Origin of the sequence: Streptococcus mitis, assembly GCF_946188615.1 — a bacterium.
GTDB classification, from domain to species: Bacteria; Bacillota; Bacilli; order Lactobacillales; family Streptococcaceae; genus Streptococcus; species Streptococcus mitis_BZ.
Map to the genome: position 1 here is coordinate 22,479 of NZ_CAMHVK010000008.1, position 25,873 is coordinate 48,351.

At 37.1% G+C, this 25,873-nt stretch carries 26 protein-coding genes; 1 reads left to right on the forward strand and 25 read right to left on the reverse strand.

Translation table 11 applies throughout. The features are described 5' to 3' along the window. Positions 1-5 precede the first annotated feature (5 nt). The 10 genes from OCF95_RS08515 to OCF95_RS08560 all read right to left on the reverse strand — a co-directional run bounded on the left by OCF95_RS08515 (position 6) and on the right by OCF95_RS08560 (position 10,002). On the reverse strand, positions 6-377 hold the full coding sequence (locus tag OCF95_RS08515) for a GFA family protein (RefSeq protein ID WP_000912013.1): 372 nt from the start codon (positions 375-377) through the stop codon (positions 6-8). A gap of 268 nt (positions 378-645) precedes the next feature. After that, a complete protein-coding gene (locus OCF95_RS08520; protein WP_261105232.1) occupies positions 646-1,488 on the reverse strand; it encodes an aldo/keto reductase in 843 nt (280 codons plus the stop codon). Between the two features lie 76 nt (positions 1,489-1,564). Further along, complete coding sequence (gene pgdA, locus OCF95_RS08525) at positions 1,565-2,956, reverse strand: peptidoglycan-N-acetylglucosamine deacetylase PgdA (RefSeq protein ID WP_261105233.1); 1,392 nt, start codon at positions 2,954-2,956, stop codon at positions 1,565-1,567. Between the two features lie 90 nt (positions 2,957-3,046). Then, complete coding sequence (gene metK, locus OCF95_RS08530; RefSeq protein ID WP_261105234.1) at positions 3,047-4,237, reverse strand: methionine adenosyltransferase; 1,191 nt, start codon at positions 4,235-4,237, stop codon at positions 3,047-3,049. Positions 4,238-5,029: 792 nt separating this feature from the next. After that, positions 5,030-5,329, reverse strand: coding sequence for a bacteriocin immunity family protein (locus tag OCF95_RS08535; protein WP_000361394.1), 300 nt, complete (start codon positions 5,327-5,329; stop codon positions 5,030-5,032). Positions 5,330-6,606: 1,277 nt separating this feature from the next. Further along, entirely contained in the window at positions 6,607-6,999 is a 393-nt protein-coding gene (locus OCF95_RS08540; protein ID WP_000443464.1) for a hypothetical protein, read from the reverse strand. Positions 7,000-7,059: 60 nt separating this feature from the next. Then, positions 7,060-7,224 carry a Blp family class II bacteriocin gene (locus OCF95_RS08545; protein ID WP_000448735.1) on the reverse strand — a complete coding sequence of 55 codons (165 nt, stop codon included), beginning with the start codon at positions 7,222-7,224 and terminating at the stop codon, positions 7,060-7,062. 358 nt (positions 7,225-7,582) lie between these two features. After that, a complete protein-coding gene (locus tag OCF95_RS08550) occupies positions 7,583-8,908 on the reverse strand; it encodes a GHKL domain-containing protein (RefSeq protein WP_261105236.1) in 1,326 nt (441 codons plus the stop codon). A 10-nt stretch (positions 8,909-8,918) separates the two neighbouring features. Continuing rightward, positions 8,919-9,659: a response regulator transcription factor gene (locus OCF95_RS08555; protein WP_261035111.1), complete on the reverse strand. Its 741-nt coding sequence runs from the start codon at positions 9,657-9,659 to the stop codon at positions 8,919-8,921. A gap of 10 nt (positions 9,660-9,669) precedes the next feature. Continuing rightward, positions 9,670-10,002, reverse strand: coding sequence for a LytTR family transcriptional regulator DNA-binding domain-containing protein (locus OCF95_RS08560; protein ID WP_024057774.1), 333 nt, complete (start codon positions 10,000-10,002; stop codon positions 9,670-9,672). A gap of 200 nt (positions 10,003-10,202) precedes the next feature. Between OCF95_RS08560 and OCF95_RS08565 the strand changes: the two genes are divergently transcribed. Beyond that, a complete protein-coding gene (locus tag OCF95_RS08565) occupies positions 10,203-10,601 on the forward strand; it encodes a hypothetical protein (protein ID WP_247939106.1) in 399 nt (132 codons plus the stop codon). A gap of 262 nt (positions 10,602-10,863) precedes the next feature. Here the strand turns inward: OCF95_RS08565 and OCF95_RS08575 are convergent, their stop codons facing one another. The 15 genes from OCF95_RS08575 to upp form a co-directional block, all read right to left on the reverse strand. After that, on the reverse strand, positions 10,864-12,207 hold the full coding sequence (locus OCF95_RS08575) for a DEAD/DEAH box helicase (RefSeq protein ID WP_261105237.1): 1,344 nt from the start codon (positions 12,205-12,207) through the stop codon (positions 10,864-10,866). Positions 12,208-12,347: 140 nt separating this feature from the next. After that, positions 12,348-13,163 (reverse strand): endonuclease/exonuclease/phosphatase family protein, encoded by an 816-nt coding sequence (locus tag OCF95_RS08580; RefSeq protein WP_020903475.1) that lies wholly within the window; start codon positions 13,161-13,163, stop codon positions 12,348-12,350. 51 nt (positions 13,164-13,214) lie between these two features. Beyond that, positions 13,215-15,395, reverse strand: a complete 2,181-nt coding sequence (locus OCF95_RS08585; RefSeq protein WP_020903476.1) for a PTS transporter subunit IIBC — start codon at positions 15,393-15,395, stop codon at positions 13,215-13,217. A gap of 179 nt (positions 15,396-15,574) precedes the next feature. Next, positions 15,575-16,501, reverse strand: coding sequence for a permease-like cell division protein FtsX (gene ftsX / locus OCF95_RS08590; protein ID WP_000625545.1), 927 nt, complete (start codon positions 16,499-16,501; stop codon positions 15,575-15,577). After that, positions 16,494-17,186, reverse strand: coding sequence for a cell division ATP-binding protein FtsE (gene ftsE, locus OCF95_RS08595; RefSeq protein ID WP_000022269.1), 693 nt, complete (start codon positions 17,184-17,186; stop codon positions 16,494-16,496). Before ftsE ends, ftsX begins: the two co-directional genes overlap by 8 nt. A 17-nt stretch (positions 17,187-17,203) precedes the next feature. Next, positions 17,204-18,299 (reverse strand): peptide chain release factor 2 gene (gene prfB, locus OCF95_RS08600; RefSeq protein WP_100198837.1). Its coding sequence is split into 2 segments (ribosomal slippage): positions 17,204-18,226 and positions 18,228-18,299, totalling 1,095 coding nucleotides; the frame shifts between segments, so codons are not numbered across the junction. A 107-nt stretch (positions 18,300-18,406) separates the two neighbouring features. Beyond that, positions 18,407-19,063: a CBS domain-containing protein gene (locus tag OCF95_RS08605; protein ID WP_004256822.1), complete on the reverse strand. Its 657-nt coding sequence runs from the start codon at positions 19,061-19,063 to the stop codon at positions 18,407-18,409. A gap of 358 nt (positions 19,064-19,421) precedes the next feature. Next, positions 19,422-20,132 (reverse strand): ABC transporter ATP-binding protein, encoded by a 711-nt coding sequence (locus OCF95_RS08610; RefSeq protein ID WP_000062200.1) that lies wholly within the window; start codon positions 20,130-20,132, stop codon positions 19,422-19,424. After that, positions 20,132-20,896 carry an ABC transporter ATP-binding protein gene (locus tag OCF95_RS08615; RefSeq protein ID WP_001185997.1) on the reverse strand — a complete coding sequence of 255 codons (765 nt, stop codon included), beginning with the start codon at positions 20,894-20,896 and terminating at the stop codon, positions 20,132-20,134. The genes OCF95_RS08610 and OCF95_RS08615 overlap by 1 nt, the downstream gene beginning before the upstream one ends. After that, on the reverse strand, positions 20,896-21,852 hold the full coding sequence (locus OCF95_RS08620) for a branched-chain amino acid ABC transporter permease (protein WP_024057876.1): 957 nt from the start codon (positions 21,850-21,852) through the stop codon (positions 20,896-20,898). The genes OCF95_RS08615 and OCF95_RS08620 overlap by 1 nt, the downstream gene beginning before the upstream one ends. A 3-nt stretch (positions 21,853-21,855) precedes the next feature. Then, positions 21,856-22,725, reverse strand: a complete 870-nt coding sequence (locus OCF95_RS08625) for a branched-chain amino acid ABC transporter permease (protein ID WP_000941421.1) — start codon at positions 22,723-22,725, stop codon at positions 21,856-21,858. A gap of 115 nt (positions 22,726-22,840) precedes the next feature. Continuing rightward, entirely contained in the window at positions 22,841-24,001 is a 1,161-nt protein-coding gene (locus OCF95_RS08630) for an ABC transporter substrate-binding protein (RefSeq protein ID WP_000726117.1), read from the reverse strand. 77 nt (positions 24,002-24,078) lie between these two features. Further along, positions 24,079-24,354 (reverse strand): YlbG family protein, encoded by a 276-nt coding sequence (locus OCF95_RS08635; RefSeq protein WP_000462122.1) that lies wholly within the window; start codon positions 24,352-24,354, stop codon positions 24,079-24,081. Positions 24,355-24,432: 78 nt separating this feature from the next. Continuing rightward, positions 24,433-25,023 (reverse strand): ATP-dependent Clp protease proteolytic subunit ClpP, encoded by a 591-nt coding sequence (gene clpP, locus OCF95_RS08640; RefSeq protein ID WP_000613475.1) that lies wholly within the window; start codon positions 25,021-25,023, stop codon positions 24,433-24,435. A 173-nt stretch (positions 25,024-25,196) separates the two neighbouring features. Beyond that, entirely contained in the window at positions 25,197-25,826 is a 630-nt protein-coding gene (gene upp / locus OCF95_RS08645; protein WP_000515974.1) for a uracil phosphoribosyltransferase, read from the reverse strand. Positions 25,827-25,873 lie beyond the last annotated feature (47 nt).

Here is a 25,873-nt window from a genome sequence, read left to right on the forward strand (position 1 = left end):
TAGATTTATTTTTCAAGCAACCAAGAAAAGGCTGGGTCCTGAAAAATATGACGTTTAGGAACAGTTTGTAAATTCTGATCGCTTTCATCTATTGTACCTAATTTCAAAGCACAGACTTCTGGTATATTTTCTTGAACAGTGAAAATTTGACTATGACAGTTCTGGCAGTAATAACGCTGTTTTCCTGGAGAAGAACTATAGGAAACAAGCTTTTCTTTTCCATGCAATACTAGCTTTTCACTGCTAACTTTAGCATTAACTGTATAGGCAGACGCAGTTGCTTTCCGACAAAATGAGCAATGACAAAAAACTAATTCCGATAATTCCTCATCTAGAGTGTAGGTCACTGCTTTACATAAACAAGATCCTTTAAGCATTATGCTCCTTTCTACTTAGGCATTAGACGAATTAAAAAAGAACCGAATTTCAACACCCAAGCCTTGCGACTAGGGGCGTCAGAAACGCGGTTCCACCCTAATTTATTACTTCATTGTTTTTAAAAATATTACAGAAAGCGCCAGTTCTTTATTTTGCCCTACTTGGCTCCCACTATCCCAAGTTCGCTTGAAGAACGCCATAAGACTTTCTTTCCTGCTGACTATTATATCAAAAATTAGCACAATGTACAATTCTTTTTATGATTTTCTAGAAATCCATATCATCAACTCGTGGAGCACCAGACTGAACAACAATTGTTTTTAAGGTTTCACGTTCCTTATGACTCAGTTCAATTCCAAAGCAATCAAGATTAGCCTGAATACGAGAAGCTGTGACAGATTTTGGAAGTGGTAAAAATCCTTCTGCTAAGCTCCAGGCCAAGGCTATCTGAGCAACCGATTTACCGTGATTTAACGCGATTTCTTGCACTTGCTTGCTATCAAACAGTTCTCCCTGACCAAAAGGGCCCCAAGCTTCCAATAAAATTCCTTTTTCTCGACAGTAATCTACCACTTCCTCTTGATACACACCTGGAGCCAAACGAACTTGATTGACCGCTGGAACGATAGTTGCTGTTTCAAGCAAGGCATCCAAATGATGGGGAAGGAAATTACTAACTCCGATAGCACGGATTTTACCTTCTAGGTATAGATCCTCCATCGCTCTCCAAATCTCAGCATTGCGAGTTTTCCATGCCTCATTTTCTCTTAAAGGTTTTGGGTTCGGCCAATGAATCAAATACAGATCCAAATAATCCAAGCCCAGCTTCCCTAAAGACTCTTCAAAAGCTTGACGAGCTTGCTCATAGTTGTGATTTGTATTCCAGAGTTTGCTGGTTACAAAAATTTCCTCACGCAGAACTCCACTATCTTGAATGGCACGACCAACGCTTTCTTCATTTTTATAAATCGCTGCCGTATCGATATGGCGATAGCCTGTCTTTAAAGCCTCTAAAACTGCTTTGTAGGCAATCTCTCCATTTTCAGCTTTCCAGGTTCCAAATCCCAGTACTGGAATTGTAACACCATTGTTTAAAGTATAAGATTTCATTATTTTTCCTTTCTATGAGAAGAAAATCCAAAGAGCCAAATTTTCAAGGAAAACTTTTCTCTTTAGATTTTGTGTATTATTGATTGCGGTCGTAGTAGAGCTGGTGAGCTTTAAGACGAGTATCTAACAAATCTGGAATGGTCACAAAGTCATACCCTTGCCCTTTCAAATAGTCAATAACCTTCGGTAGAGCATTGACCGTCTCAGCATGGATATCATGCATGAGAATAATAGAACCATTCTTGACTTCTCGTTGAATTTCTGTCAAAATCGCTGCTTCATTTTTGTTCTTCCAGTCCAGACTATCCACATCCCACATAATAAAGCTCAAATCAAGGCTATTGCGAATGTCGTCTGTAATGGCTCCATAAGGCGGACGCATGAGTTTGGAACTAGAACCCAACACTTTAGTTAGCGCATCCTCAGTATCAGTAATTTGTTTTTTAGCTTCATCAAGGGAAAGTTTTGAAAGCACTGGATGACTCCAACTATGGTTTCCAATGACATGTCCATCCGATTTCATGCGTTTCAAAATCTCTTCATTTCCAGAAACATTCTTACCTAGCACAAAGAAAGTTGCCTTGATACCATACTTGGAAAGAGTATCTAATGCTTGATTTGTCGTTGCAGGATTTGGTCCATCATCAAAAGTCAGGGCCACTACTTTACGATTTTTCTTTTCATAATAAGCCTTATATAGCTCTGCATCCTTATCTAATAAATAAGAGGACTGAATAACTTCAAAGAAACTAGATACTGGCAAGGCAATCTCGTCTAGATTTTCAACTGACTGACTTGGATAAAGGATAATCTGACTATCCTTGTAATCAAAATTCCATGCAGACAAGTCTTGGTCAGAGAAACCTTTAACAACTTGATCAATCTTTTCTTGCTCCAATTTCTTATCCTGTAAAAAAGAAGTCAGTTCTTTTATCAGTTTCTCTTTGGCCTTACTAGCATCTGAAAATAGTTGATCAAGGGTAAAAGGTTTACCGTCTTCTGTCAAATGCACTTTCGCTAGACTAGTTTTTTCAGTCTCTTCAACTTTTGAAGAAGTTAAATCATAGACTTGTTTCATCACACTTCGGTTGACAATCCCTTTTAAAGTCGAATCCTGTTTCTCCGTATAATAAAAAACCAGATTTTCCTTGTCTTCCAGATTTTCCTTAATATCCTGTGTCATGATTTCTTTTACAGATGAAATCACTTGCTCCCCTTGGAGAGGATAATATGCAATTACTTCTGCTTGTCCCTTACGAAAATGATCTTTCTGATTTCCCTCACTTAATTGATCATCTTTCTCTTTTTTGAGAGATTCAATCCTTTGTTCAAAACTTTGCTTTGTATATACTTTGTATCCAATCATTGAACCAAGGACGCAAATACTTACCGAAAAGATAGCTACTAGGGCTATTAAACCGATTCTCTTTTTATCGTGCTCAACACGTTTTGCTCTACTTTTATCCATAGAGATATCATATCAAATTCAGGCTATAATTTCAATTATTTTAGAGGAAATAGTATATTAAAAAAGAGAGGAAGTCCCCCTCTTAAGATTTTATTTGACTACTTCTTTCAAAGCATCTACCTTATCCAAACATTCCCATGGAAGATCAATATCTGTACGTCCCATGTGTCCATAAGCCGCTGTTTGACGGTAAATTGGGCGCTTGAGGTCCAGCATTTGGATAATTCCTGCAGGGCGAAGGTCAAATATTTGACGGGCTGCTTTTTCAAGCTTGCTTTCAGCTACTGTTCCTGTACCAAAGGTATCGATACGAACAGAGACGGGTTGCGCAACACCAATAGCGTAAGCTAATTGCACTTCTGCTTTCTTAGCAAGACCTGCTGCAACGATATTCTTGGCAATATAGCGAGCCGCATATGACGCAGAACGGTCCACCTTAGTCGCATCTTTACCAGAGAAAGCACCACCACCGTGACGGGAGTAGCCACCATAAGTATCTACGATAATCTTACGACCAGTCAAACCTGAGTCTCCTTGAGGTCCACCGATTACAAAACGACCAGTCGGATTGATGAAGAATTTTGTTTGCTCATCCAAGTAAGAGGCTGGAATAACCTCTTTGATAACCTTATTAATGACATCATTGTGAATTTGTTCGTTGCTGGCTTCTGGATCGTGCTGAGTTGAAATAACAACTGTGTCCACACGTACTGGACGGTCATTTTCATCATACTCAACCGTAACTTGTGATTTAGCATCTGGGCGAAGATAGCTAATTTCCCCAGACTTACGAAGTTCTGCCAGACGACGAACCAATTTATGACTGAGTGAAATTGGCAAAGGCATGAGCTCTTCTGTTTCATCCACTGCAAAGCCAAACATGAGACCTTGGTCTCCAGCACCAATTAAGTCCAGCGGATCTTGATCTGCATTTCCACGAACCTCCAAGGCTTCGTTAACACCTTGGGCAATGTCAGGAGATTGTTCCACCAAAGATGGATGTACTCCTACAGTCTCAGCAGAAAAACCATATTCTGTATTAGTGTAGCCAATCTCTGCAATGGTATCACGAACCACACGGTTAATATCCACATAAGCATTTGTAGATATTTCACCAAAAACATGGACTGAACCAGTATATACAGCTGTCTCAGCAGCAACGTGCGCCTCTGGATCTTTAGCTAAAATAGCATCCAAAATCGCATCCGAAATTTGGTCTGCAATCTTATCTGGATGCCCCTCAGATACAGATTCAGACGTGAATAATTTACGTTCTGACATAAAAATGTCCCCCCTTAAAAATAGTGTTATAGAGTTACAAAGTACTGATAGGTATTTTCATTTTCTAAGAGTTACAACGCGTAAGAAATAAAAACGATACTTTTTTATTTCTGAAGCTAGTAAGGCGCATAGGGTGACCGCATTATAGCGGCAACCGTAGAATGACGAACGACTTTTGAGCCGTCATTCTTTGCGAGTTGCGACTCGAAAGAAAAAATAGAAATTTCTACCATCTTATCGGGACTATATAACTTTACCATTATACCATTTTTAAACTCAATTTGCAGTCTATAATGTAGTGTTTCTGTATAGATAGTTCGTTCTCATAAAACAAAAAGGATTTAATCCTGTTATATACAGAATTAAATCAAAATCTGAATTGTTTTTAAATTTTTTATACTCTCTAAAAACACCTCTATAATACATACTCAGACCTAATATAGCAATAAATTTATGAATAATAGTATTTGATTTGAATAAAATGTTAATGACTATCCCAGTCATTATAAAACTAATTGCAATTATCAAACGCTGCTTCATTTGTACCTCAACTTTCTATTTCGTAGAAAAAAATTCAGTTCCTATCCAAAAGCCTATAATAGCTCCACCATATCCCCTTAAAGAAACAATCCCTTCTCAAAACATGAGAGTTCACCTTCAATGCTGGATAGCATTGCTTCATCCATTACTTCAAATTGTTTCACCTTTGTATTCATCACGAATATTTCCTTACATTTATATTAATTTTTTATCTTGTTACAAATTTGGTAAGTTTTTTCTGCTCATTTTTCCTTATCTCGTTATACCAAAAGAAATTAATCCTTGAGCTAGATTTTTACTCAATTCTCCATATGTGGCAATTTCTTTATAAAATGTCGCAACCTTTGGGCTCAATGATTTCTGACTATGAATCCCACTAACAGCCTGCTGACGAAGAGCTTCTGCCAACTCCATGACAACTCTCTGTTCATTTTTTGTATTCTCTAATAGAGTTTTATAACGTAATAAAATATCTCGTTCATTTTTATGAATCTCTGTATCTAAAATCAAATTGTAAACCTTATTGAGAATTTCTTCTGTTCTCTTATCCATAAATTATCCTCTATAACCTGAAAGACAATAGCTCCTACCCAATGATGATATCCAACCATTAGCCATGACATCTTTAGTTAACTCAAAATCACACTTAGTTACAATATCCCCATTCTCAATTTGGAAATTAACAGATGAAACATTGTCCAAACATGTAATGAGGCGAAAAAGTATCGTCATCACAACCTTATAAAATTCCCTTTTGGTTTATTCCTTTTAAACCTATACAAATTAATAGTAGAGTGGCTATGATATCAACAATATCTTGTGACTTTAGTAAAGACAAGACTCCTAGAGAAATAATGTAAAATATACTAATTACTTTTCTCGTTATAAACAAAAACTACCTGCCGCTAGCCCGCCTGTTGAAATCGCAAATGTAACACCAACAAGACCAGTAAATGCAGTTAGACCTATATAAATTGACATACCAACTCATACTCCACAAGTGGGATTTAATCCACCAGAGTACTCTTGTAAATCACTGTTTTTTAGAATTGAAAACTGACTCATTGAACTATTCATTGTACATCCTCTCTTTTTAGCAAACTCGCATAGCTGTATCACCACCTAGAATCGCAGCACCAGCAGGTCCAGCGTATAAAAAGCCTATCTCAGTCATCCCTGCCCTACCTGAAATACATGCCAAATCATTTTTACCTCCTTCAACACAATAATAGAAAGAGCATCAGCTTTGAACACATTAACTTGTTCTATTGTTTTTGTATCCATGATGAATATCTCGTATATAATAGAAATCTTTTGTCAGATTATAACCTTGACAAGTTCAGTATAGCAAAACAAAATCGATTTTTATCACAAAGTATTTACATGTTGCTAACTCCACTTATCTTCAAATTTAAATAGACACATTATCGGAGTTATCAAAAAGTCTTGAAAAAGTCCAGAATGATTATAATCTGATTACCAAAAATATGATTTAGACATAATTAGTTAATATCATTCTGCATTACTAGTTTAATTTGATACAGTGCAAATCGAAAAATTATTAGCAATAATAAAAAGCCATTTCCAAAAAACAAGAAATACATTGCTAAATCACTCTTTAAATAGTATAGAAACCAAATAAGCATCCAAAGTATGCTCATTTTTATAAAGATATTACTTACTATCCATTCAATCTTTAGCAAGAGATAATTAACTATGTTCATTATAACAATCTCCATATTTCCATCCTCATCATATCTATAGCTCAATCACTTTACTACTATGTCTCAAAATAATTTATTATTATATACTATAAGTAAAACGCTAACTCATTCTTTTTTTGAAATATGTAATTCGATATTATTCGAGCAAATAATGTATACTACTGTAAATAACACTACAAATATATGAGTATAAAATAATACAGATGACGACTTATAACCATCTATAACGACAAAAATAATTGATAATAGTAACAGAAAAAATGTAGGTGCTAAAATCTTTTTAATAAATTGCTTGTATCGATTAAAGCATAGTTCAAAACTAATGTTTCCTCTCTTCTTATTATGCGTTAATAAGTGAATCAGCAACTCAAAAAACACACTACCTACAGAAAGAACTAAAACTTCGCTTATTGGAACATTTAGAACTATTCCAATCACACCTATTATAAAAAAAGATATAAAAAGAGCTAAAATTAGCCTAAATTCACCACTTTCCATCAACTAACCCCTTTTCTATAAAAATCTAGCGATAGCCCATATAGCTGTGCAATATTGTGCTCATAAAACACCTCCAGCCCAAGTTCCAGCTCTTGGTGCAACCAAACTACCAATCATTGCTCCTGCTAATGTGCAAACTTCCCCTGCACTAGCTGTTCCTCCCTCAATACTAGCCAACATTTCGGTATCCAAAACATCAAATTGAATCGTTGTCTTTGTTTCCATGGGGAATACCTCCATATTAATTTTTATTATTTTTGTCAGATTATAACCTTGACAAGTTCAGTATAGCAGAACAACAGAGATTTTTACCGCTAAGTCTTAAAATGTACGATTTTCATCACGAAACGTATTTTTTCATGATTTGTAACCTTTCAAGATTAAAAATAAATCATTTTAAAATTTATTCCACAAATCGCTGCTAGATATTGTGAAGTCGTCACTCTAGCTTTTTTGCTCAGTTTTATTGTTATGACTATTTCCTAACTCATTTACAGGAACTAGCTAAAAAATAATGTATATAAAGTCATAACAAAAGAATCCCCCTTAAAATATTCTATAGAATATTTTAAGGGGGACTCTTTTAAAGTTCTATTTCCAAGATCTGTGTAAAGACATAATTTTTACTTGTTGTTTTCAAACATACATTTGGATAAGATTTTAAAATTCTCCGAACATTGGCCAATCCTATACCCCGACCTACGCCTTTTGAAGAATTGTCACGCTTGAATATATCTCTCAATTCTATCTCTCTTTCTAAAGTAGAATTTTTTACAATCATGACTAATTTATTCCATTCTGTATCCTCAAGGAAACAAACTGCTATTCCTCCTTCTGCTGCGGACTCTATAGCATTATCTAACAAGATAGAAGTAATTGTTAAGAAGTCTATTTGTTCCATATTTTTTATAGAGAACTGTTCACCAATCTCCAGGGAAACTGGAACAGATAAGTTTTGGGCCTCCGATAACTTAGATAATAGTAAACTCTTTAACGCCAAATCATTGATATTTCTTAGATGTGCTACATCAAAACGCTTGCCTTTTAATTTTTCACCAGAATTTTTCAAAACACTATCATAAACTTGAGAAACCAGATTAATATCTTTTTGATCTATACCTATTTTTAAGCTCGATAAAATATTAGCATAATCATGTCTAAAGCTTCTAATTTCTTGATACAGCCCCTCAACTTGTTGACTATAATTACTAAGATTTTGCAATTGAATTTCTTTTTGTAAAACAACTTGCTCCTGTAATTCTTGAAGTAATTTTCTATCCAAGAGATTAATAAAACAAATAAACAATAAAAAGTAAACTGCTGTCAATAATTCTTTATAATCTAACATTCTATCCTGGCTTATTTTATCAATGTAGTTCATATAAGGCGGTAAGATAAAATAAGTAAGCATTAAAATATCCGCAGTAATTAAGATAAATTTTGTTTTTCTATCCAAGTTCTTTATTTTTAAATGACTAAAATTATATTGAAAGAGACTAATAAGAAAAAACACAATAATTTCAGCTAATAAAGAGAAAATCATTATTCCTAGATTAGTTTCATATAGTCTATTCAATATTGGAATGTTATAAATTACAAAGAAACCTAAAAAATTTTTGATGACATCCCAAAATCCAAGTGGAAATAATGAGTAAAAAAGTAATAAAGAGACCTTATTTCTTAATTTACCAATAGACAAAGTATATAGGATAAAAAAGGTAGGATATATTAATAATGACCCAAAAGAATAAAATGCAGTTGATTCAAATACAACAATAAATAGTAATGTTGAAAGATAGTACAGAATAATGGATACTACTACTTTTTTTAGGTTTAATCTCTCATCTACAACCTTAGAATGGATACATAATAATAGAAAAACACCTATAATATCTAGTAAAAATATCATCTAAATCTCCTTAGTCATGAAGTCTTTCGATAGCTTTCATAAGTGGACGAATTTTTAATCTAGAGACAATACAAGAGGACCCGTTCTGAAAATGAACTAACCGATTTTCTTTATCAATTAAAGATATATTATAAGGATTTACGATAAATGATCTATGACATTGAAATAAACGTGGTTCCTGTTTAAGAATATCTGACAATTGTCCATAAAATTCAACTATGTCTCGTTTGGAATAGAGAGTCAACTTATGAGCAATTGTTGATGTTTCAATATACAATAAATCTTTAAAAGGGACTTGAATTTGAGCTTTGGATCCTGTAAATATAAAAGAGTCCTCAGATACTGTTCTTCTTTGATTATCGCTAACACTTGAAATAACATTTTCAATTCGTTTGATAAATAATGGTTCAGGTAATTCTTTATCAATGAAATCAATAGCTGATACTAAATATTCAAAAGATACAGGCATAAACTCAGAATGTGATGTTACAAAAGCAATCACTGCTTGAGAATCAAGTTTTCTAATTTCTCTAGCAACGTCTAATCCTCTTTTGTCATCATCTTTTATTTCGATATCAAGTAAAAATAATTGATGATTTCCTCTCTCTGAAATGTCCTCTAAAAGCTGTTGAGGTTTTCCATAAACCTCAAAATGCCTACACTCAATCTTATTATCCACCAAAATTTTTTTGACAATATTTTCAATTCTAGTCTGTTGTAAAAAATTATCTTCTAGTATAAAAATATTCACTACTTCACTCCTATATATTTTTCCACTGATTTTTTAATATTGTAAAGTGTCTTCTAGAACAAGCGATGTCTGATACTCTATCATCCATAAACATAATCGTTCTTGTCTCATGATTAAATCCTGCTATTTTATGTTTATTCACAAGAAATTTTCTATGGCATCTAATAAGTTCTTCTGAACTTTCCTCTTCAATTTTAGCTAGTGAGGTTGAAGCTTCAAAATTCCCTTCGGCTGTTACAAAAAGAACAGCATGAGCTTTTGTTGGGTGAGTTGTAACATAATAAATTTTAGAGAGTGGTACCTTTACTATAGCTCTATCTTGATATAAAATGTAGTCTTTCATATTTAGCCTCCTTCTATCAGTTTAATCTTATCAGAATGATGGAAATTAAATTATAAAAATCTCAAATGGTTTCTATACTATCTCAAATGGTAGAAATTTTCTTAATTTAGACATTTCATGATAAAATAGATACTTTTTAGTAACTCAATAATATTAATCTTTCTTTATTTGATAAACTAATATCTAATGAAAGGAAAGCTATGAAGGCAATTCAAATTTTACACTATTCTTTATTTGGATATATTTTATCTCTGTATTTAAAATATTATTTCTTTAATAAAACATTCAAAAATACAAAAATTCTACAAGGGCATAAGATTAACCACAAATATAAATCTTCTACTTATTTTATCATAAAATCAAGGTCCCTAACATCTAAAAAAATGAAACTCTATTTAAAATCTATCCAATTTAGTTCAAAAAAATCAGAAGTCATCATCATAGGCAGTCAGATTGATTATGATGAGCTTTACCGAAACCACTATAGTGTGTTTGGTGTTATAGACATAACTAATAATAAATCATTAAAATATATTAAAGAAAAAATTCATTTTTACTTGGAAGAGCTCTATGAATTTAAGAAGGATAAGAGTGATTAAGTCTATGAAATAAAGTTTCAAGTCTTATAACTTTATATCCGTAATCACCTATCCATTAATTTTGATTTCTTCCTCCATATGCTAGAGTTTGATATCAAATTTTAGTGTCATCTTAAAGTAGTCATATTTTGTCAGTCTTCTTTTTTCTGAATTATTGAAATTGATTAGAACCTCTACTATTTTATTGATATGAGCTAGTTTATTATGTGACTTTCAGTCACATAATAGAAAAAGTTGGAGCTCAGTACTCCAACTTTTTCTATTAAAATGTTTGGCGTTTTGCTTTACGCTCTGCACGACCACGTGCGCGATTTTCCGCACGCTTGGTTTTACGACGTTTTTCATCAACCGCCCATTGAATCTTCTTCTTATAACCTGGTTTGACTTTTTTCTTTTTCTTTTTGACCAAGCCAATCATTTCGATATCAAGCTTGTCCTGCTTCTTCTCACGGTTTGCTCGACGATCACGGTCATAGGTATCTTGGAATTCTCCATCTTTTACCATCTTCGGAGTAAACTTGATTCCCAATTTCTCCAACTCACGGATATCCGAGTCGTCACTTGGCTGATAAAGGGTAATAGCTGTACCTGGTAGGCCATTTCTTCCAGTACGACCAACACGGTGGACAAAGAAGGACAAATCTTGCGGAATGGCATCATTGATGACATGGCTGACACCTTCAATATCAATTCCACGCGCTGCCAAATCTGTTGCGACAATATACTCAAAATCCAGATTTTTTACCTGATTCATGATTCTCTTGCGTTCACGAGGGGCAATATCCCCATGGATTTTTGCCACCTTCAAGCCTTGAGCAGTCAGATATGAATGCAATTCATCAGCACGCATTTTAGTGTTAACAAAAATCATTGCCAAATACGGTTGCATCAACTGAGTTAACTGGTAAATTTGAGCATTCTTGTCACGTCCCTTTGTAGAAATCAACCAATTATCAATGGTATCAGAAATGACCGTTTTGGTCTTGATTTTCTCCATAACAGGATTTGACAAGTATTTTTTCAAGAATGGTTGCAGTTTTTGTGGGATAGTCGCTGAGAAGACCATGAATTGCAAGTCTTTTGGAAGGCTTCCAGCAATCTTATCAACAGTTTCCAAGAATCCCATATCCAAGGTCATATCTGCCTCATCGACCACAAAGGTCTTAGCCTTGTGAATAGCTAGGTCACCAGACTTAACTAAGTCATAAATACGGCCAGGCGTTCCGATAACAATATGAGGCTGGTTACTTGCCAATTTGTCAATCTGGCGAGCCTTATCTGTACCACCCACATAATTAACCACACGAATTTCTACCTCTGAGTGGGCTGCAATCTGACGGGCTGCTTGGTAAATTTGAGTAGCTAATTCACGGCTCGGTGCAGTAATGACTGCTTGAACACTATCGCTGGTTTCATCTAATTGCTGGAAAATCGGCAATAGGAAAGTGTGAGTCTTACCCGAACCTGTTTTTGATTCTCCAACCAAATCTCGGCCTGCCAAGACAATGGGAATCAACTTATCTTGTACCTCTGTTGGAGTTATAAATTTCAACTCCTCCAAGGCTTCTCTAATATAGTTTTTAAATTGAAATTTCGTAAATGACATAATATCCTCGATTCTATCTATCCTATCAATTATACCACATTTTATTCCATTTCAGTAGTCTCACTTATTTAGGCTATTTCCAGCACCTTTTCTAGTCAGAAAAAGGCTGGAATTTGTGAATCCCAACCTCTTTTCAGTCCTTATTTCCAGTTTAAAATAGCATTCAAGCCATAGTGATCACTAACTTGCGGACCCTTGTTACCATCAAATACGACATGTAAATTTTCCACCTCTAACTCTTTGGTAGTAAAAACATAGTCGATTCGAAGGGGTTCTGTATTCCCCTTCCAGCCATCAATTTCTGGTGGAACGGTATAGCTACCGCTTTTCTCTTGAGCAACTTCAAAAGCGTCTTGTAAGCCTAATGGACTAGCTAAAATAGCTTGGTAACCTTCCTGACCTGCTGGATTGTTGAAATCTCCAGCCAGCAAAAGTGGCTTGTTCAATTCTTTCAAGACAGCCTCAAATCGTGCCCATTCTTCTTGGAAACCTTTATCCCACCAAGAAAGGTGGACACTGGCAACTGCAAGGTCCTTGCCATCAACTACAGTTTCAGCCAGGGCGACACGGCGAGTATGATAGTCTGTTGGATCATCCACATCTGAAACCAAAATTTCTCTTGCTTCAATAGGTGTTTTAGACAAGATAGCCACACCTTCATGGTAGCGGTCATAACCAATATGGTTATAGGCCCAAGTCCAGTAGTAATCTTTCCCTTGCTCTGACAACTTTTCAACCAAAAGTCTAACATAATGGTCTTGGTGAATAGGCTCAGCTGCTGGCAAAGCTTGATAAAGGTCATTAACCTCCACCACTGGCGAAGTGATCTCCTGATTGATTTCTTGGAAACAAATCAAATCATAGTCTTTTTCAAGAATATCCTCAAGCAAAATCTGGAATTTTTCCTCTGCTTCTTTCTCCATCCAACTGTGAGTATTGAGTGTTAAAAATTTCATTCTTTTCTCCCAAAATAAGAGGTTGGAATACAGCTTCCAACCTCAAGTATATTACAATTCTACTTTAGCAACTGCTGTTTTAGCTGCAAGAGAACCTGTTTTTTCTAATTTAACTGATTTAATTGCATCACCATTTGTGAAGACAACTACTGTTGAAGTTTCACGTCCTGCTGCACGGATAGCATCCAAGTCAGCTGTGACAAGAAGATCTCCTGCTGCAACTTTTTGTCCTTCAGCAACATGAACTGTAAATGGTTTACCTTCAAGACTTACTGTGTCCAAACCAATGTGAACCAATACTTCAAGACCTGGTTCAGTCACAATACCAAGAGCATGTTTTGTTGGGAAGATGCTTGATACAGTACCTGAAACTGGAGATACAATGTTTCCATTTGCAGGTTCTACTGCAAATCCATCACCCATCATTTTTTGAGCAAATACTGGATCTTTTACTTGTTCCAAAGCAACAACTTGACCGTCTGCTACTGAGTAAACTTCCTCAGTAAGACCTTTGAAGTGAACAGTGTTTTGTTGTGCTTCAGTCATTTGGCTTGGAAGAGTTTCAGGAATGATTTCACCTGAATCAAGGATATCTTGGATATCAGATTTCAATACGTCTGCTTTTGGACCGTAGATAGCTTGAACTCCTTGTCCTTTCATGACAAGACCCATAGCTCCTTCTGCTTTCCATTGTTCTGCATCACCGACTTTGTCAGCATCTTTTACAGTTACACGAAGACGAGTCATACATGCATCAACATCAACGATGTTTGCACGTCCACCAAGAAGGTTAATAATGTTTACAGCTTGAGAGCCTGCTGCAACTTTCACTTCGCTACTAGCTTCTTCTGAACCTTCAGCAGTTTCGTAATTTCCGTTACGTCCTGGAGTTGCGTAGTTGAATTTTTGAATCATGAAGTTTGCGATAAAGTACATGATTACGGCAAAGAGAACAGTTACCCAGATAAAGTTAACGATATCCATACCAATACCAGCATTAATTGCTAGTGGTGTACGAGTCAAGAATTCAATTGAACCGAATGAGTGGACACGTAGGTTTACTACGTCAGCCATAGCGAAGGCAGCACCTTGAACAAGTGAGTAAACAAGATACATAGGTGTTGCTACAAACATGAACATGTATTCGATTGGTTCAGTAACCCCTGTCAAGAATGTTGCAAGAGCTGTCGCAATCATCATACCTTTATATTGATGTTTCTTATCAGCATCGACATTACGGTAGATAGCAACGATCATACCCATCAAGATACCGAATGAACCGATCATTTGTCCAACTTTGAAACGAGCTGGGTGAACAGTATCTAACAATTGTTGGTAGTGACTTGCATCTGTACCTTTAAGGTTAACAAGGTCTGTTACCCATGCAAGCCATAGTGGGTCTTGACCAAATACTTGAGTACCTTTAGCTGCACCAGTTAAAATGTCATAAGTACCACCAAGAGCTGTGTAGTTCATTGGGATAGTCAACATATGGTGAAGACCAAATGGCAAGAGCAAACGTTCCAAAGTACCATACAAGAATGGTGCAAGGATTGGAGCAGTTTCTTGTGAGTTGGCAATCCAGATACCAAAGCTATTGATACCTGTTTGAACTACTGGCCAGAAGGCAGCAAGTAGAATTGCAGCGATTGCTGAACGAAGAATAACTACAAATGGTACGAAACGTTTCCCGTTGAAGAATGAAAGTGCATCAGGAAGTTTACGGAAGTTGTAGTATTTATTGTAAGCAGTTGCCCCTACAAAACCTGAGATAATCCCTACAAACACACCCATGTTCAATGCTGGAGCTTCAAGAACACTAATGAAGTAATCAGCAACTTTGATTGAACCACCAAAGAGAGTTGTGACCATAGCATCTGGATTTTTCAACATATCTCCTGATACACCAAAGATTGTACCAGTGATACGGTTAATCAAGATGAAGGCAAGACCAGCGGCGAAAGCACCACCAGCACGTTCTTTAGCCCAGCTTCCTCCAATTGCTAGGGCAAACAAAATGTGAAGGTTACCGATAACCCCCCAACCAATTTGCTCAAGAATTCCACCTGTAACTACAAGTGGTGCAAAAGTTGGGTTAATCATTACGATAGACTTACCGATTGAAATCATCAAACCAGCAGCCGGCATAACCGCGATAACCACCATCAAAGCCTTACCGAATTTTTGCCAAAACTCGAAAGACAAGACATTTTTGAATGTATCTTTCATCATTCAAATCTCCTTTATTTTTATTTAGGCAAACGTTTTACGAAAACGTTTGCACTTTCTATAATTCAATTATACCACTTTAATTTTTTTTGTAAAGGCTTTTATAAAAAAAAGTAGACTTTTTTCTAAAATTTTTGTAGTAAAAAAGGAGATATTAAAATCTCCTCAAATATACTTCTATTTTAGATTTTCAGGAATCGGCGCATTGAAATTCCTGATCCGATTGAACCGATAAAAATTCCAATCACAAATAATAAGGCAATCATCAGTGGACTGAATACTTCTGGTGATATCATTGAAAGGTTCTGACCAACCAATGACTTATTAACAGATTGGTAAACCATTTTATAGACAATAAATACCAGAACTGATGGAAGTGTTGCTCCAAGCAAACCAATGAAGGCACCTTCAAGCAAGAAAGGTCCGCGGATATAGCCATTCTTAGCACCTACTAAACGCATGATTTGAATTTCACGGCTTCGTGAAATAATGGTGATACGTATAGTATTAGAAATCAAGAACACCGCAATGAAAATCAATAATCCAGCGATAACTAGTCCCCAAACACGAATAAATGAGGCTAACTTAAACAAGCGTTCTGTATTAGCACCACCATCTTGAACTTCTGATACACCTTCGATTTTTTTAGCCTCTTCTGCTACTGTCTTTACATCACTTGGTGTATTTGTATCAACGATATATGCATCATAGAGAGGATTGGCATCGCCTTCAAAGATTTTCCAGTTGTCCCCCATTGTTTCTGTCAACTTTTCATATTGTTCTTCTTTACTTGAAAACGTAACACTTTTAACGGTTGACATACCTTTCAAAGCATCATATACCTTATGGTAGTCGTTATTTGTAACAGTTTGACCTTCTTTTTCAATGGTCTCACTATTATCAGCTACGTCCTTACGAATGTATACCATTACTCGGACATTATTTTCGATATCTGTAGCTAGTTTAGCCGTATTAAAGATAACAGATGCAAATATTGCAACCAAGGTCAAAGTAATCATAACTGAACTAACAGCAGCTACTGTCATCCAGCCATTTCGTTTCAAACTTTTTAACGATTCAAATAAATGACGAAAAAATCTACTAATCATCGTATCCATATTCTCCTTTAGCTTCGTCACGAACGACACGGCCATTTTCAATGGCAATGACACGGTGGCGCAAGGTATTTACAATCTGACTGTTGTGGGTAGCCATCAAGACAGTTGTACCTTGGAGATTGATGCGTTCCAGCAAGTTCATAATTTCCCATGAATTATCTGGGTCCAAGTTTCCTGTTGGTTCGTCCGCAATCAATACTTTTGGATTGTTTACAATGGCACGTGCAATTGCAATCCGTTGCTGTTCTCCCCCTGAAAGTTCATTTGGGAAAGAACGAACCTTATGCTTCAATCCAACCAAGTCTAAGACTTCCATAACACGTTTTTTGATATTACGGCGACTTTCTCCAATTACCTCCATTGCATAAGCAATATTTTCATAAACGGTTTTCTTTGGTAACAGTTTATAATCTTGAAAGACAACCCCAACACTACGACGTAGGAGAGGAACATCTTTCTTTTTAATTTTAACCAGATTAAAACCAGCAACAGATAAGCTTCCTTTTTCGATTTTTACTTCGCGATACAAAGAACGAATAAAGGTTGATTTCCCAGCTCCTGAAGGTCCTACGATGTAAACAAATTCCCCTGGTTGAACGCTTACCGAAACACCACGTAGGGCAGTCGTTCCGTTGTCGTATTTTTTGACGACATCTCTCATTTCAATGATTGACATATGAGCTCCTTTCTATCTTAGCTGATTCTCCACTTGAGATAGGCATCAATAAAACCATCTAGGTCTCCATCCATAACCTTATCTACTTGTGCAACTTCAAAGCTAGTTCGGTGATCTTTTACCATAGTATATGGCGTAAAAACATATGAACGGATTTGGCTTCCCCATGTGATTTCCTTTTTCTCACCCTTGAGGGAATCAACTTCCGCTGCTTTCTTTTCTTGCTCCATTTGATAGAGCTTAGCCTGCAACATCTTCATGGCACGATCTCTATTTCCATACTGGGTACGATCGACCGTTGACTGGACAACAGTCCCAGTTGGAATGTGTGTTAAACGTACACCTGTTGAAACCTTATTGACGTTTTGTCCACCAGCACCACCTGAACGGAAGGTGTCCATCTTGATATCATCTTCACGGATTTCCACTTCAATGGTATCATCCAACTCTGGCATCACTTCTACAGATGTGAAAGAGGTATGGCGACGTTTAGCAGAGTCAAATGGTGAAATTCGCACCAAACGGTGTACCCCCATTTCTGACTTGAGAAGACCATAGGCATTAGGTCCTTCAAATGATAAGGTTACTGACTTGATACCAGCTTCATCTCCTGCTTGGTAATCCAATACTTCCACTTTAAAGCCTTTAGCATTTCCATAGCGAGTGTACATACGAAGCAACATATCACCCCAGTCCTGAGCCTCAGTACCACCGGATCCTGGATGGATTTCCAAGATGGCATTATTATGGTCATAAGGTTCTGACAAGAGCAAGGTCATCTCGTAACTGGTCATCATCTTATCAAGTTCTGACAACTGTTCAACCAATTCTTCATGCACCGACTCATCTTCAGCTAAAAAGTCTAATAAAATTTCGACTTCATCCTGCAACTCTTCCATTTTGTGGAAGGTGTTATAGGTGTTTTTTAATTCATTTAATTCTTGCGACGTTTTTTGGGCCGCGATATTATCGTTCCAAAAATCAGGTTCTGTCATCTTGTTTTCCAAGATGGCAATCTCTTCCTCTAGACCTTCGAGGTCAAAGAGACCCCCTGAAAGAAGCTAATTTTTCACGATTTGCGTCAATTTTCTGACGAATTTCTGAAATGTCCATAAATACTCCTTTTTTATATCGTTTTATTATACCATAATCTATCATTTCTTTCCATCTTTTGCTCTACTCCCCTTTTCATGAAAAAAGAAGCCTTTCGGCTTCCCTTCTTACAAGACTTTTGCTGAAGTACGAGTGATTTCTTCTACTTGAATATTCTCTGATTCAAATTTTTCTTTCAAGGCTGGTAAATCAATTGATCCATCGATTTGAACTTCGATAATGACCTTACCATCCTTACGCGGAATATTGACTGTATGAGAGATATTCAAATTTTCTTCTACAATCAAAGAAACAATTTTTCCAAGAACACCAACTTCATTTTCCGTAACAAAGCGCACACGAATCCCTTCTTCGCCATAACCTGCAATTTCAAGAAAGGCTTGGAAAACATCACGGTCCGTAATAACCCCATAGACTTGATGGTTATCTACTACAGGAAGAATACCAATCTTATTTTTCAACATCAGATAAGTTGCATCCTCTAGACTCGCATAGCCTGAAACAGTGACAACATCGCGAATCATGACATCTTTTACTTTTGTCTTATTTAGAAGATAATTCATCTCATAGATAGAAAGACTGGTTGCTTTTGATGGACTAGCTTGGGCAATGGTTCCTTCAGTTACCAAACCAACTAATTGATCATTTTCGATAACAGGCAAGCGGTGCAACCCTTGCTCTCTCATCAAATCTGCTGCATGAGATACTGTTGTATCCGGACTAATATAAACTACCTTGCGGGTCATAAAATCTTTAACTGCCATGAGACTTCTCCTTTTCTATTCTTATCCCTATTATACAATCTTTTTGTAAATCTATCAAACGCTTACATTTCTTTTTCAAAATTCAGAAAAGTATGAATAAGCTAGCAAAAAGAGCTCTGAAATCGAGCTCTCTGAATGAAGGTAAGATACATTTCATTCGATTTTTTCAATTATTAGAAATTAACCTTTTAATGTAGATAAAGATTACTTTACAATCTATATCTGTCAACTAAAAAGGTCCCCTGGACTATAATGATGATTACTTCGTAATCCTCATCCACCGACTAAAACAATCCAGTGGATTTGATAATTGCTTCGCAATCTTCATCTGCCGACTAAAACAATCCACTGGATTGTTTTAGCCACCTAGATATGCTTTTCTGACTTCTTCTGATGAAGCGAGTTCTTTTCCTGTTCCTGATAGGACGATTTTTCCTGTTTCCAGTACATAGCCTCGGTCAGAGATTGCGAGTGCTTTATTGGCATTTTGTTCAATCAAGAGGACGGTTGTTCCTTGCTTCTGGATATCTTGAATGATATCAAAAATCTCTTGGATAAAGATTGGGGCAAGACCCATTGATGGTTCATCTAAAAGAAGAAGTTTTGGTGTTGACATGAGAGCGCGTCCCATGGCAAGCATTTGTTGTTCCCCTCCTGAAAGAGTGGCTGCATCCTGGTTCTTCCGTTCTTCAAGACGTGGGAAACGTGAGAAAACCTTCTTCAAGTTAGCTTGATTTTCTTCACGGTTTTTCTTTAAGAAAGCTCCCATTTCTAGATTTTCCATAACAGTCAAGCCAGGAAAGACGTGGCGCCCTTCTGGAACTTGTGAAAGACCACCTGCCACGATTTTTTGAGCTGGCATTTTTTGGATTTCTTGACCTAAAAATTCAATTTTTCCAGAACTTGGTCGAACCAAACCTGACAAGGTACGGAGAATGGTTGTCTTACCTGCACCATTGGCACCGATAAGGGAAACAACTTCTCCTTCATTAACTTCAAAGCTTACATCACGGACTGCTTGGATCATGCCGTAATGCACAGAAAGATTATCAACTTTTAACATAGACATTAGGCTTCACCTCCTAGATAAGCTTCGATAACGCGTTTATTGGTCTTAATTTCGTCAGGAGTTCCTTGGGCAATCAAACGACCGTATTCAAGTACGTAGATACGTTCTGTTACTTCCATGACCAAATTCATATCGTGTTCAATCAACATGATTGTAATCTTAAATTCATCTTTGATGCGACGAATTAACTCAGTCAATTCTGCTGTTTCCTGCGGGTTCATACCTGCGGCTGGTTCATCCAAAAAGAGAATTTTAGGTTCCGTAGCGAGGGCACGAACAATTTCCAAACGACGTTGTTGTCCGTAGGCAAGATTTTTAGCCAGAGTTTCTGCATCACCATCTAAATCAAAGATTTTCAGCAATTCCAAAGCCTTAGCTTTTAATTCTTTTTCACTCTTGTAAAAAGCTGGTAAGCGCAAAAAACTAGCAAAAACATGTTGTTTGTGATGGTTTCCAAAAGCAATCAAAACATTGTCCAAAACTGTTAAATCTTTAAAGAGACGGATATTTTGGAATGTACGTCCAAGTCCCAAAGAAGCAATCTTATAAGGTGACTTTCCATTCAAAAGGTGACCATCTAGTGTTACTGTTCCCTCACTTGGTTCATAAACACCAGTCAAGAGGTTAAAAAGGGTGGTTTTCCCAGCTCCGTTTGGACCGATTAGTCCAACCAGTTCCCCTTCGTTCAATTCAAGAGTCACATCTCCAACAGCTGTTAGACCGCCAAAATGTTTGGTTAACTGTTTTACTTCAAGTAATGCCATTAGTTTTGTTCCTCCTTCTTAGATTTTTTAAAGAAACGTGATAGGTTCAATTCCCATGTTCCAAGGAGTCCACCTGGTCTGAAAATCATTACCAATACCAAGGCCAAAGCGTAGATAATCATACGAATGCTAGCAACATCTTGGAGAAGCATATTCAAAATTCCAAGGACAATAGCTGAAACGATTGCACCTGTAATGGAACCAAGTCCACCAAATACAACAATAATCAAAACATTGATTGAGTTGATGAAAGTGTAATCTTTCGGTACAACTGAACCGATAAATCCTGCCTGAAGTGACCCTGCAATACTTGCAGTAATGGCACCAAAGACAAAGGCGATGATTTTAATTTTAGTCGTATTAACCCCAACTGACTCAGCAGCGATTTCATCCTCACGAACAGAAAGGGTTGAACGACCAATTGGACTACGCAAGAAGTTCAAGGTTGCAATAGTTGTAATCACGACAAAGAAGTAAACCATTTGCCAAGTTGTAAAGTTAGGAATTCCCAAGATACCTGCCGCACCATTTGTAAGGCTTCCGCCATTGATGATAAAGATACGGATAATTTCAGAAACACCTAGAGTCGCTACCGCAAGATAGTCCCCCTTCAAGCGCAAGGTTGGAATTCCGACAAGCAAGGCAACTGCTCCTGAAAGCAAAGCCCCTACAAGCATAGCTCCAAAGAAGGCACCGTAGGTTGGTGATTTAGAACCAATAATAGCTGCTGCATAGGCACCAATCGCCATGAAACCAGCATGACCAAGTGAAAATTGGCCTGAAAAACCAACGATTAAGTTGAGACCAACAGCCAGAATAATATTAATTCCAATTTGTTGTAAAATCTGTACATAGAATAGATTAAGTACTCCGACTGAAACCAATACACTAATCAAGCCATAGCCAGCTAACAAAAGGAGTAACCATAGAATATTAACTTTTAAATTTTCCTTCATCGTTTACACCTTCTCTTTCACATTTTTACCAAGGATACCAGCTGGGCGGACAATCAAGATCAACAACAAGATTCCATAAACAATGGCATCACGGAAGTCTGACATTCCAAAGGCTGTCGCAAAGGTTTCCAATAGACCAATCACAAAGCCACCAAGAGCCGCACCAGGAATAATCCCGATACCACCAAGTACTGCGGCAACGAAAGACTTAAGACCTGGAGTAACCCCCATCAAAGGTTCAAGAGAGTTATAATAGAGGGCAATCAGAACACCAGCCGCACCCGCAAGAGCTGAACCCAAAGCGAAGGTAAAGCTGATAGTACGATTTACATTGATCCCCATCAATTGCGCTGCATCGCTATCTACGGATACCGCACGCATGGCTTTCCCCATCTTTGTTTTTTGGACAATGACTTGTAACAAAATCATCAAAATCAAGGAAATGGCCAAGATCATTAACTGCACATTTGTTAAGCTGATTGGTCCCAAATCATAGCGAACTGTTTGAATCGCTTGAGGGAAGGCACGGGTATTGGCACCAACCAGATAGACCATCCCATACTCCAATAGGAAAGAAACCCCAATAGCTGTAATCAAAACAGCAATACGAGTAGAGTGACGCAAAGGTCGGTAAGCAAGGAACTCAATCACGACACCAAGAATGGCTGTCGCTAACATAGCTACAATAAGAGCTACAAAGAAATTCATTTGGAAAGAATTAATCAAGAAATAACCGATAAAGGCTCCCATCATATAAATATCACCGTGGGCGAAGTTGATGAGCTTGATAATTCCGTAAACCATGGTATATCCTAGGGCTAACAGCGCATAAACACTACCTAGAATCAAACCATTTACTAGTTGTTGGAGCATAAGATTCACTCTTTCTATTTATAATTTTGAGGGTTTCCCCTCACTTTTTGATAGGTTCTTAAACATCGAAACAGGGAGTGAGTCAAAGGCTCATTCCCTATTTCAACATTTTCTATTATGGTTTTACAACTTCTGCTGCTTCAACCTTACCATTGTTCATGGTCATCATGTAAGCAGTTTTGACTGTGTTGTGGTCTGCATCGAAGCTTGTTTGACCAGTTACACCTTCAAAATCTTTTGTTTTAGCAAGGTTATCCTTGATTTCGCCAGAGTTTTTAGCACCTTTTGCTGCGTTTGCTACAAGGTGAACTGAGTCATAAGCCAAGGCTGCAAATGTTGAAGGCTCTTCGTTGTACTTAGCACGGTAAGCATCAAGGAAAGCTTTTGCTTTAGCTGAAACTTCTACAGTAGTTGAGAAGCCTGAGATAAAGTAGATGTTTGATGCTTTTTCAGGAGTTGCTTGTTGTACAAACTCTTCACCGTTGAATCCATCACCACCAACGATTGGTTTGTCAATTCCCATACCACGCGCTTGGTTTACAATTTTACCAGCTTCAGTGTAGTAACCAGGAACGATGATAGCATCAAAATCTTTCCCTTTCATTTTTGTAAGGGCTGCTTGGAAGTCTGTGTCACCTGCTACGAAAGTTTCATCTGCAACGATTTCACCTTTGTAAGCTTCACGGAAGGCTTTGGCAATACCTTTAGCATAGTCGCTAGCATTATCAGTGTAAAGAACAACTTTCTTAGCTTGCAATTTTTCAGAAACATAGTTTGAGATAATTTTTCCTTGGAAGCTATCTTGGAAAGTTCCGATAAAGAGGTAATCTTGACCTTTAGTCAATCCATCTTGAGTCGCACTTGGCGAAATCAATGGAACACCTGCTTTTGTAGCGTTAGCTACCGCAGCTGCAGTTGCACCAGATGTCGCAGGTCCTACGATTGCTGATACTTTAGATTGGGTTACAAGGTTAGTTGTTACTGAAGCCGCCTCAGCTGTTTCAGACTTGTTATCTTTATCGACTACTTCGATTTGTTTTCCATCGATACCACCTGCAGCATTGATTTCATCAACGGCAAGTTGGGCACCTTTTTGTTCAGATGTACCGTAGGCTGCTACGGCACCAGTTTCTTCAAAGTTAAATCCAATTTTGATTGTCTTTTCATCTACTGAATTACCAGCAGCGTTTGACGCTCCAGACTTCACTTCTCCACAGGCTGCAAGAAGTGCTACACTTGCAAGCGCCACAAACGATAGGGCAAATTTTTTCTTCATCTTTTTTGTCTCCTTATTCTTAAATAAATAGCATGTTAAGAATATACCGAATTATCAGAAAATTGTCAACACTTTTCTTAGACTTTTTCGATGATAACGTTTTCCTCTCGATAAAGATTGCCCACAAAGGGTGTTTCCAACTCTTGGATATGACAAACTCTAACTTTTTTTATAAATTTTTCCTTGCCCAAGCGCCCGACCAATTGCTCCACTTCTTGAGTTGGAACATAAAGCTGTAAGTAACGATGTTTCTTGGAATGATAGGTAATATCTCCATAATCCTGCAGTTTTTTGGCATCACGATTATAGTAAAGATAGATAATCAAGCCAGATCGATTGACTTTTTCAAACATGATAAATCCTCTTTCTAAGAAATCTCTCCCTATTATACCAAAAAAAGCAAACCCAGTCGAGTTTGCCTTCTATCACCATTAATTCAATGAATTGTTGGCCATGATTTCATCAATAAAGCCATATTCAAGTGTTTCCTGGGCGCTCATCCAGTTATCTCGTTCTGCATCTGCATGGACTTTTTCGATTGACTGACCTGAATTTTCAGCCAAGATTTTTTCCAAAGTATTACGAGTTTTAAGCAAGTGTTCTGCAGCAATCGCCATATCGGTTTGTTGAGTACCACCACCTGTACCACCCATTGGTTGGTGGATCATATACTCTGCATTTGGAAGCATGAAACGCTTGCCTTTTGCTCCACTTGATGCGATGACAGTCCCCATAGATGCAGCCATTCCCATAACAATGGTTTGGACATCTGCCTTGATAAAGTTCATGGTATCAACGATTGCCAAACCAGCTGAAACGGAACCACCAGGTGTATTGACATAAAGGTAAATATCTTTTGTACTATCTTGGGCATCCAAGAAAAGCAACTGTGCAATAACTGAGTTAGCCATATTGTCTTCAACTGGGCCTGTCAGCATAATGATGCGGTCTTTGAGAAGACGTGAGTAAATATCGTAGGAACGTTCCCCACGGCTTGTTTGTTCAATAACTACAGGAATCATTCATTTCTCCTTTTGAGTTTTAATTTTGTTGGTCAAATGACTGAAGATAAGACTATTATAATATCTTGGTCAAAAAAGGTCAAATTTTTGCTCTGTTTTCATCAGACAGAAACAAAAATTCAACCCCCTTTCACGACTGGAAATACTTTTCCAAATCATTCTTCTTTTCGATGTTATTTTGTACCGAACAAGCGGTCTCCAGCATCTCCAAGACCTGGAACGATATATCCGTGTTCGTTCAAACGTTCATCCAAGGCTGCTGTAAAGATTTCTACATCTGGATGAGCTTCTTGAAGGGCTTTAACACCTTCTGGAGCAGATACAAGGCAGACAAATTTGATATTTGATGCGCCACGTTTTTTAAGAGAATCAACAGCCAAGATTGCTGAGCCACCTGTTGCCAACATTGGGTCTACCACAAAAATTTGACGTTGGTCAATATCTTCAGGCAATTTCACTAAGTACTCAACTGGTTGAAGCGTTTCTTCATCACGGTACATACCGATGTGGCCAACCTTAGCAGCTGGAACCAAGCTCAAGAGTCCATCAACCATCCCGATACCTGCACGCAAGATTGGAACGATGGCCAATTTCTTACCTGCCAATTGTTTTTGAACTGTTTTTGTGATTGGTGTTTCGATTTCCACATCTTCTAGTGGAAGATCACGAAGTACTTCATACCCCATCAACATTGCAATCTCATCTACTAGCTCACGAAAAGCTTTTGTAGAAGTATCTGTACGACGCAAGATTGACAATTTGTGTTGAATCAGTGGATGATTAATAACTTCAATTTTTCCCATTTTTGGAATTCCTTCTTTCAATTTATTCTTCTTATTATACCAAAAAA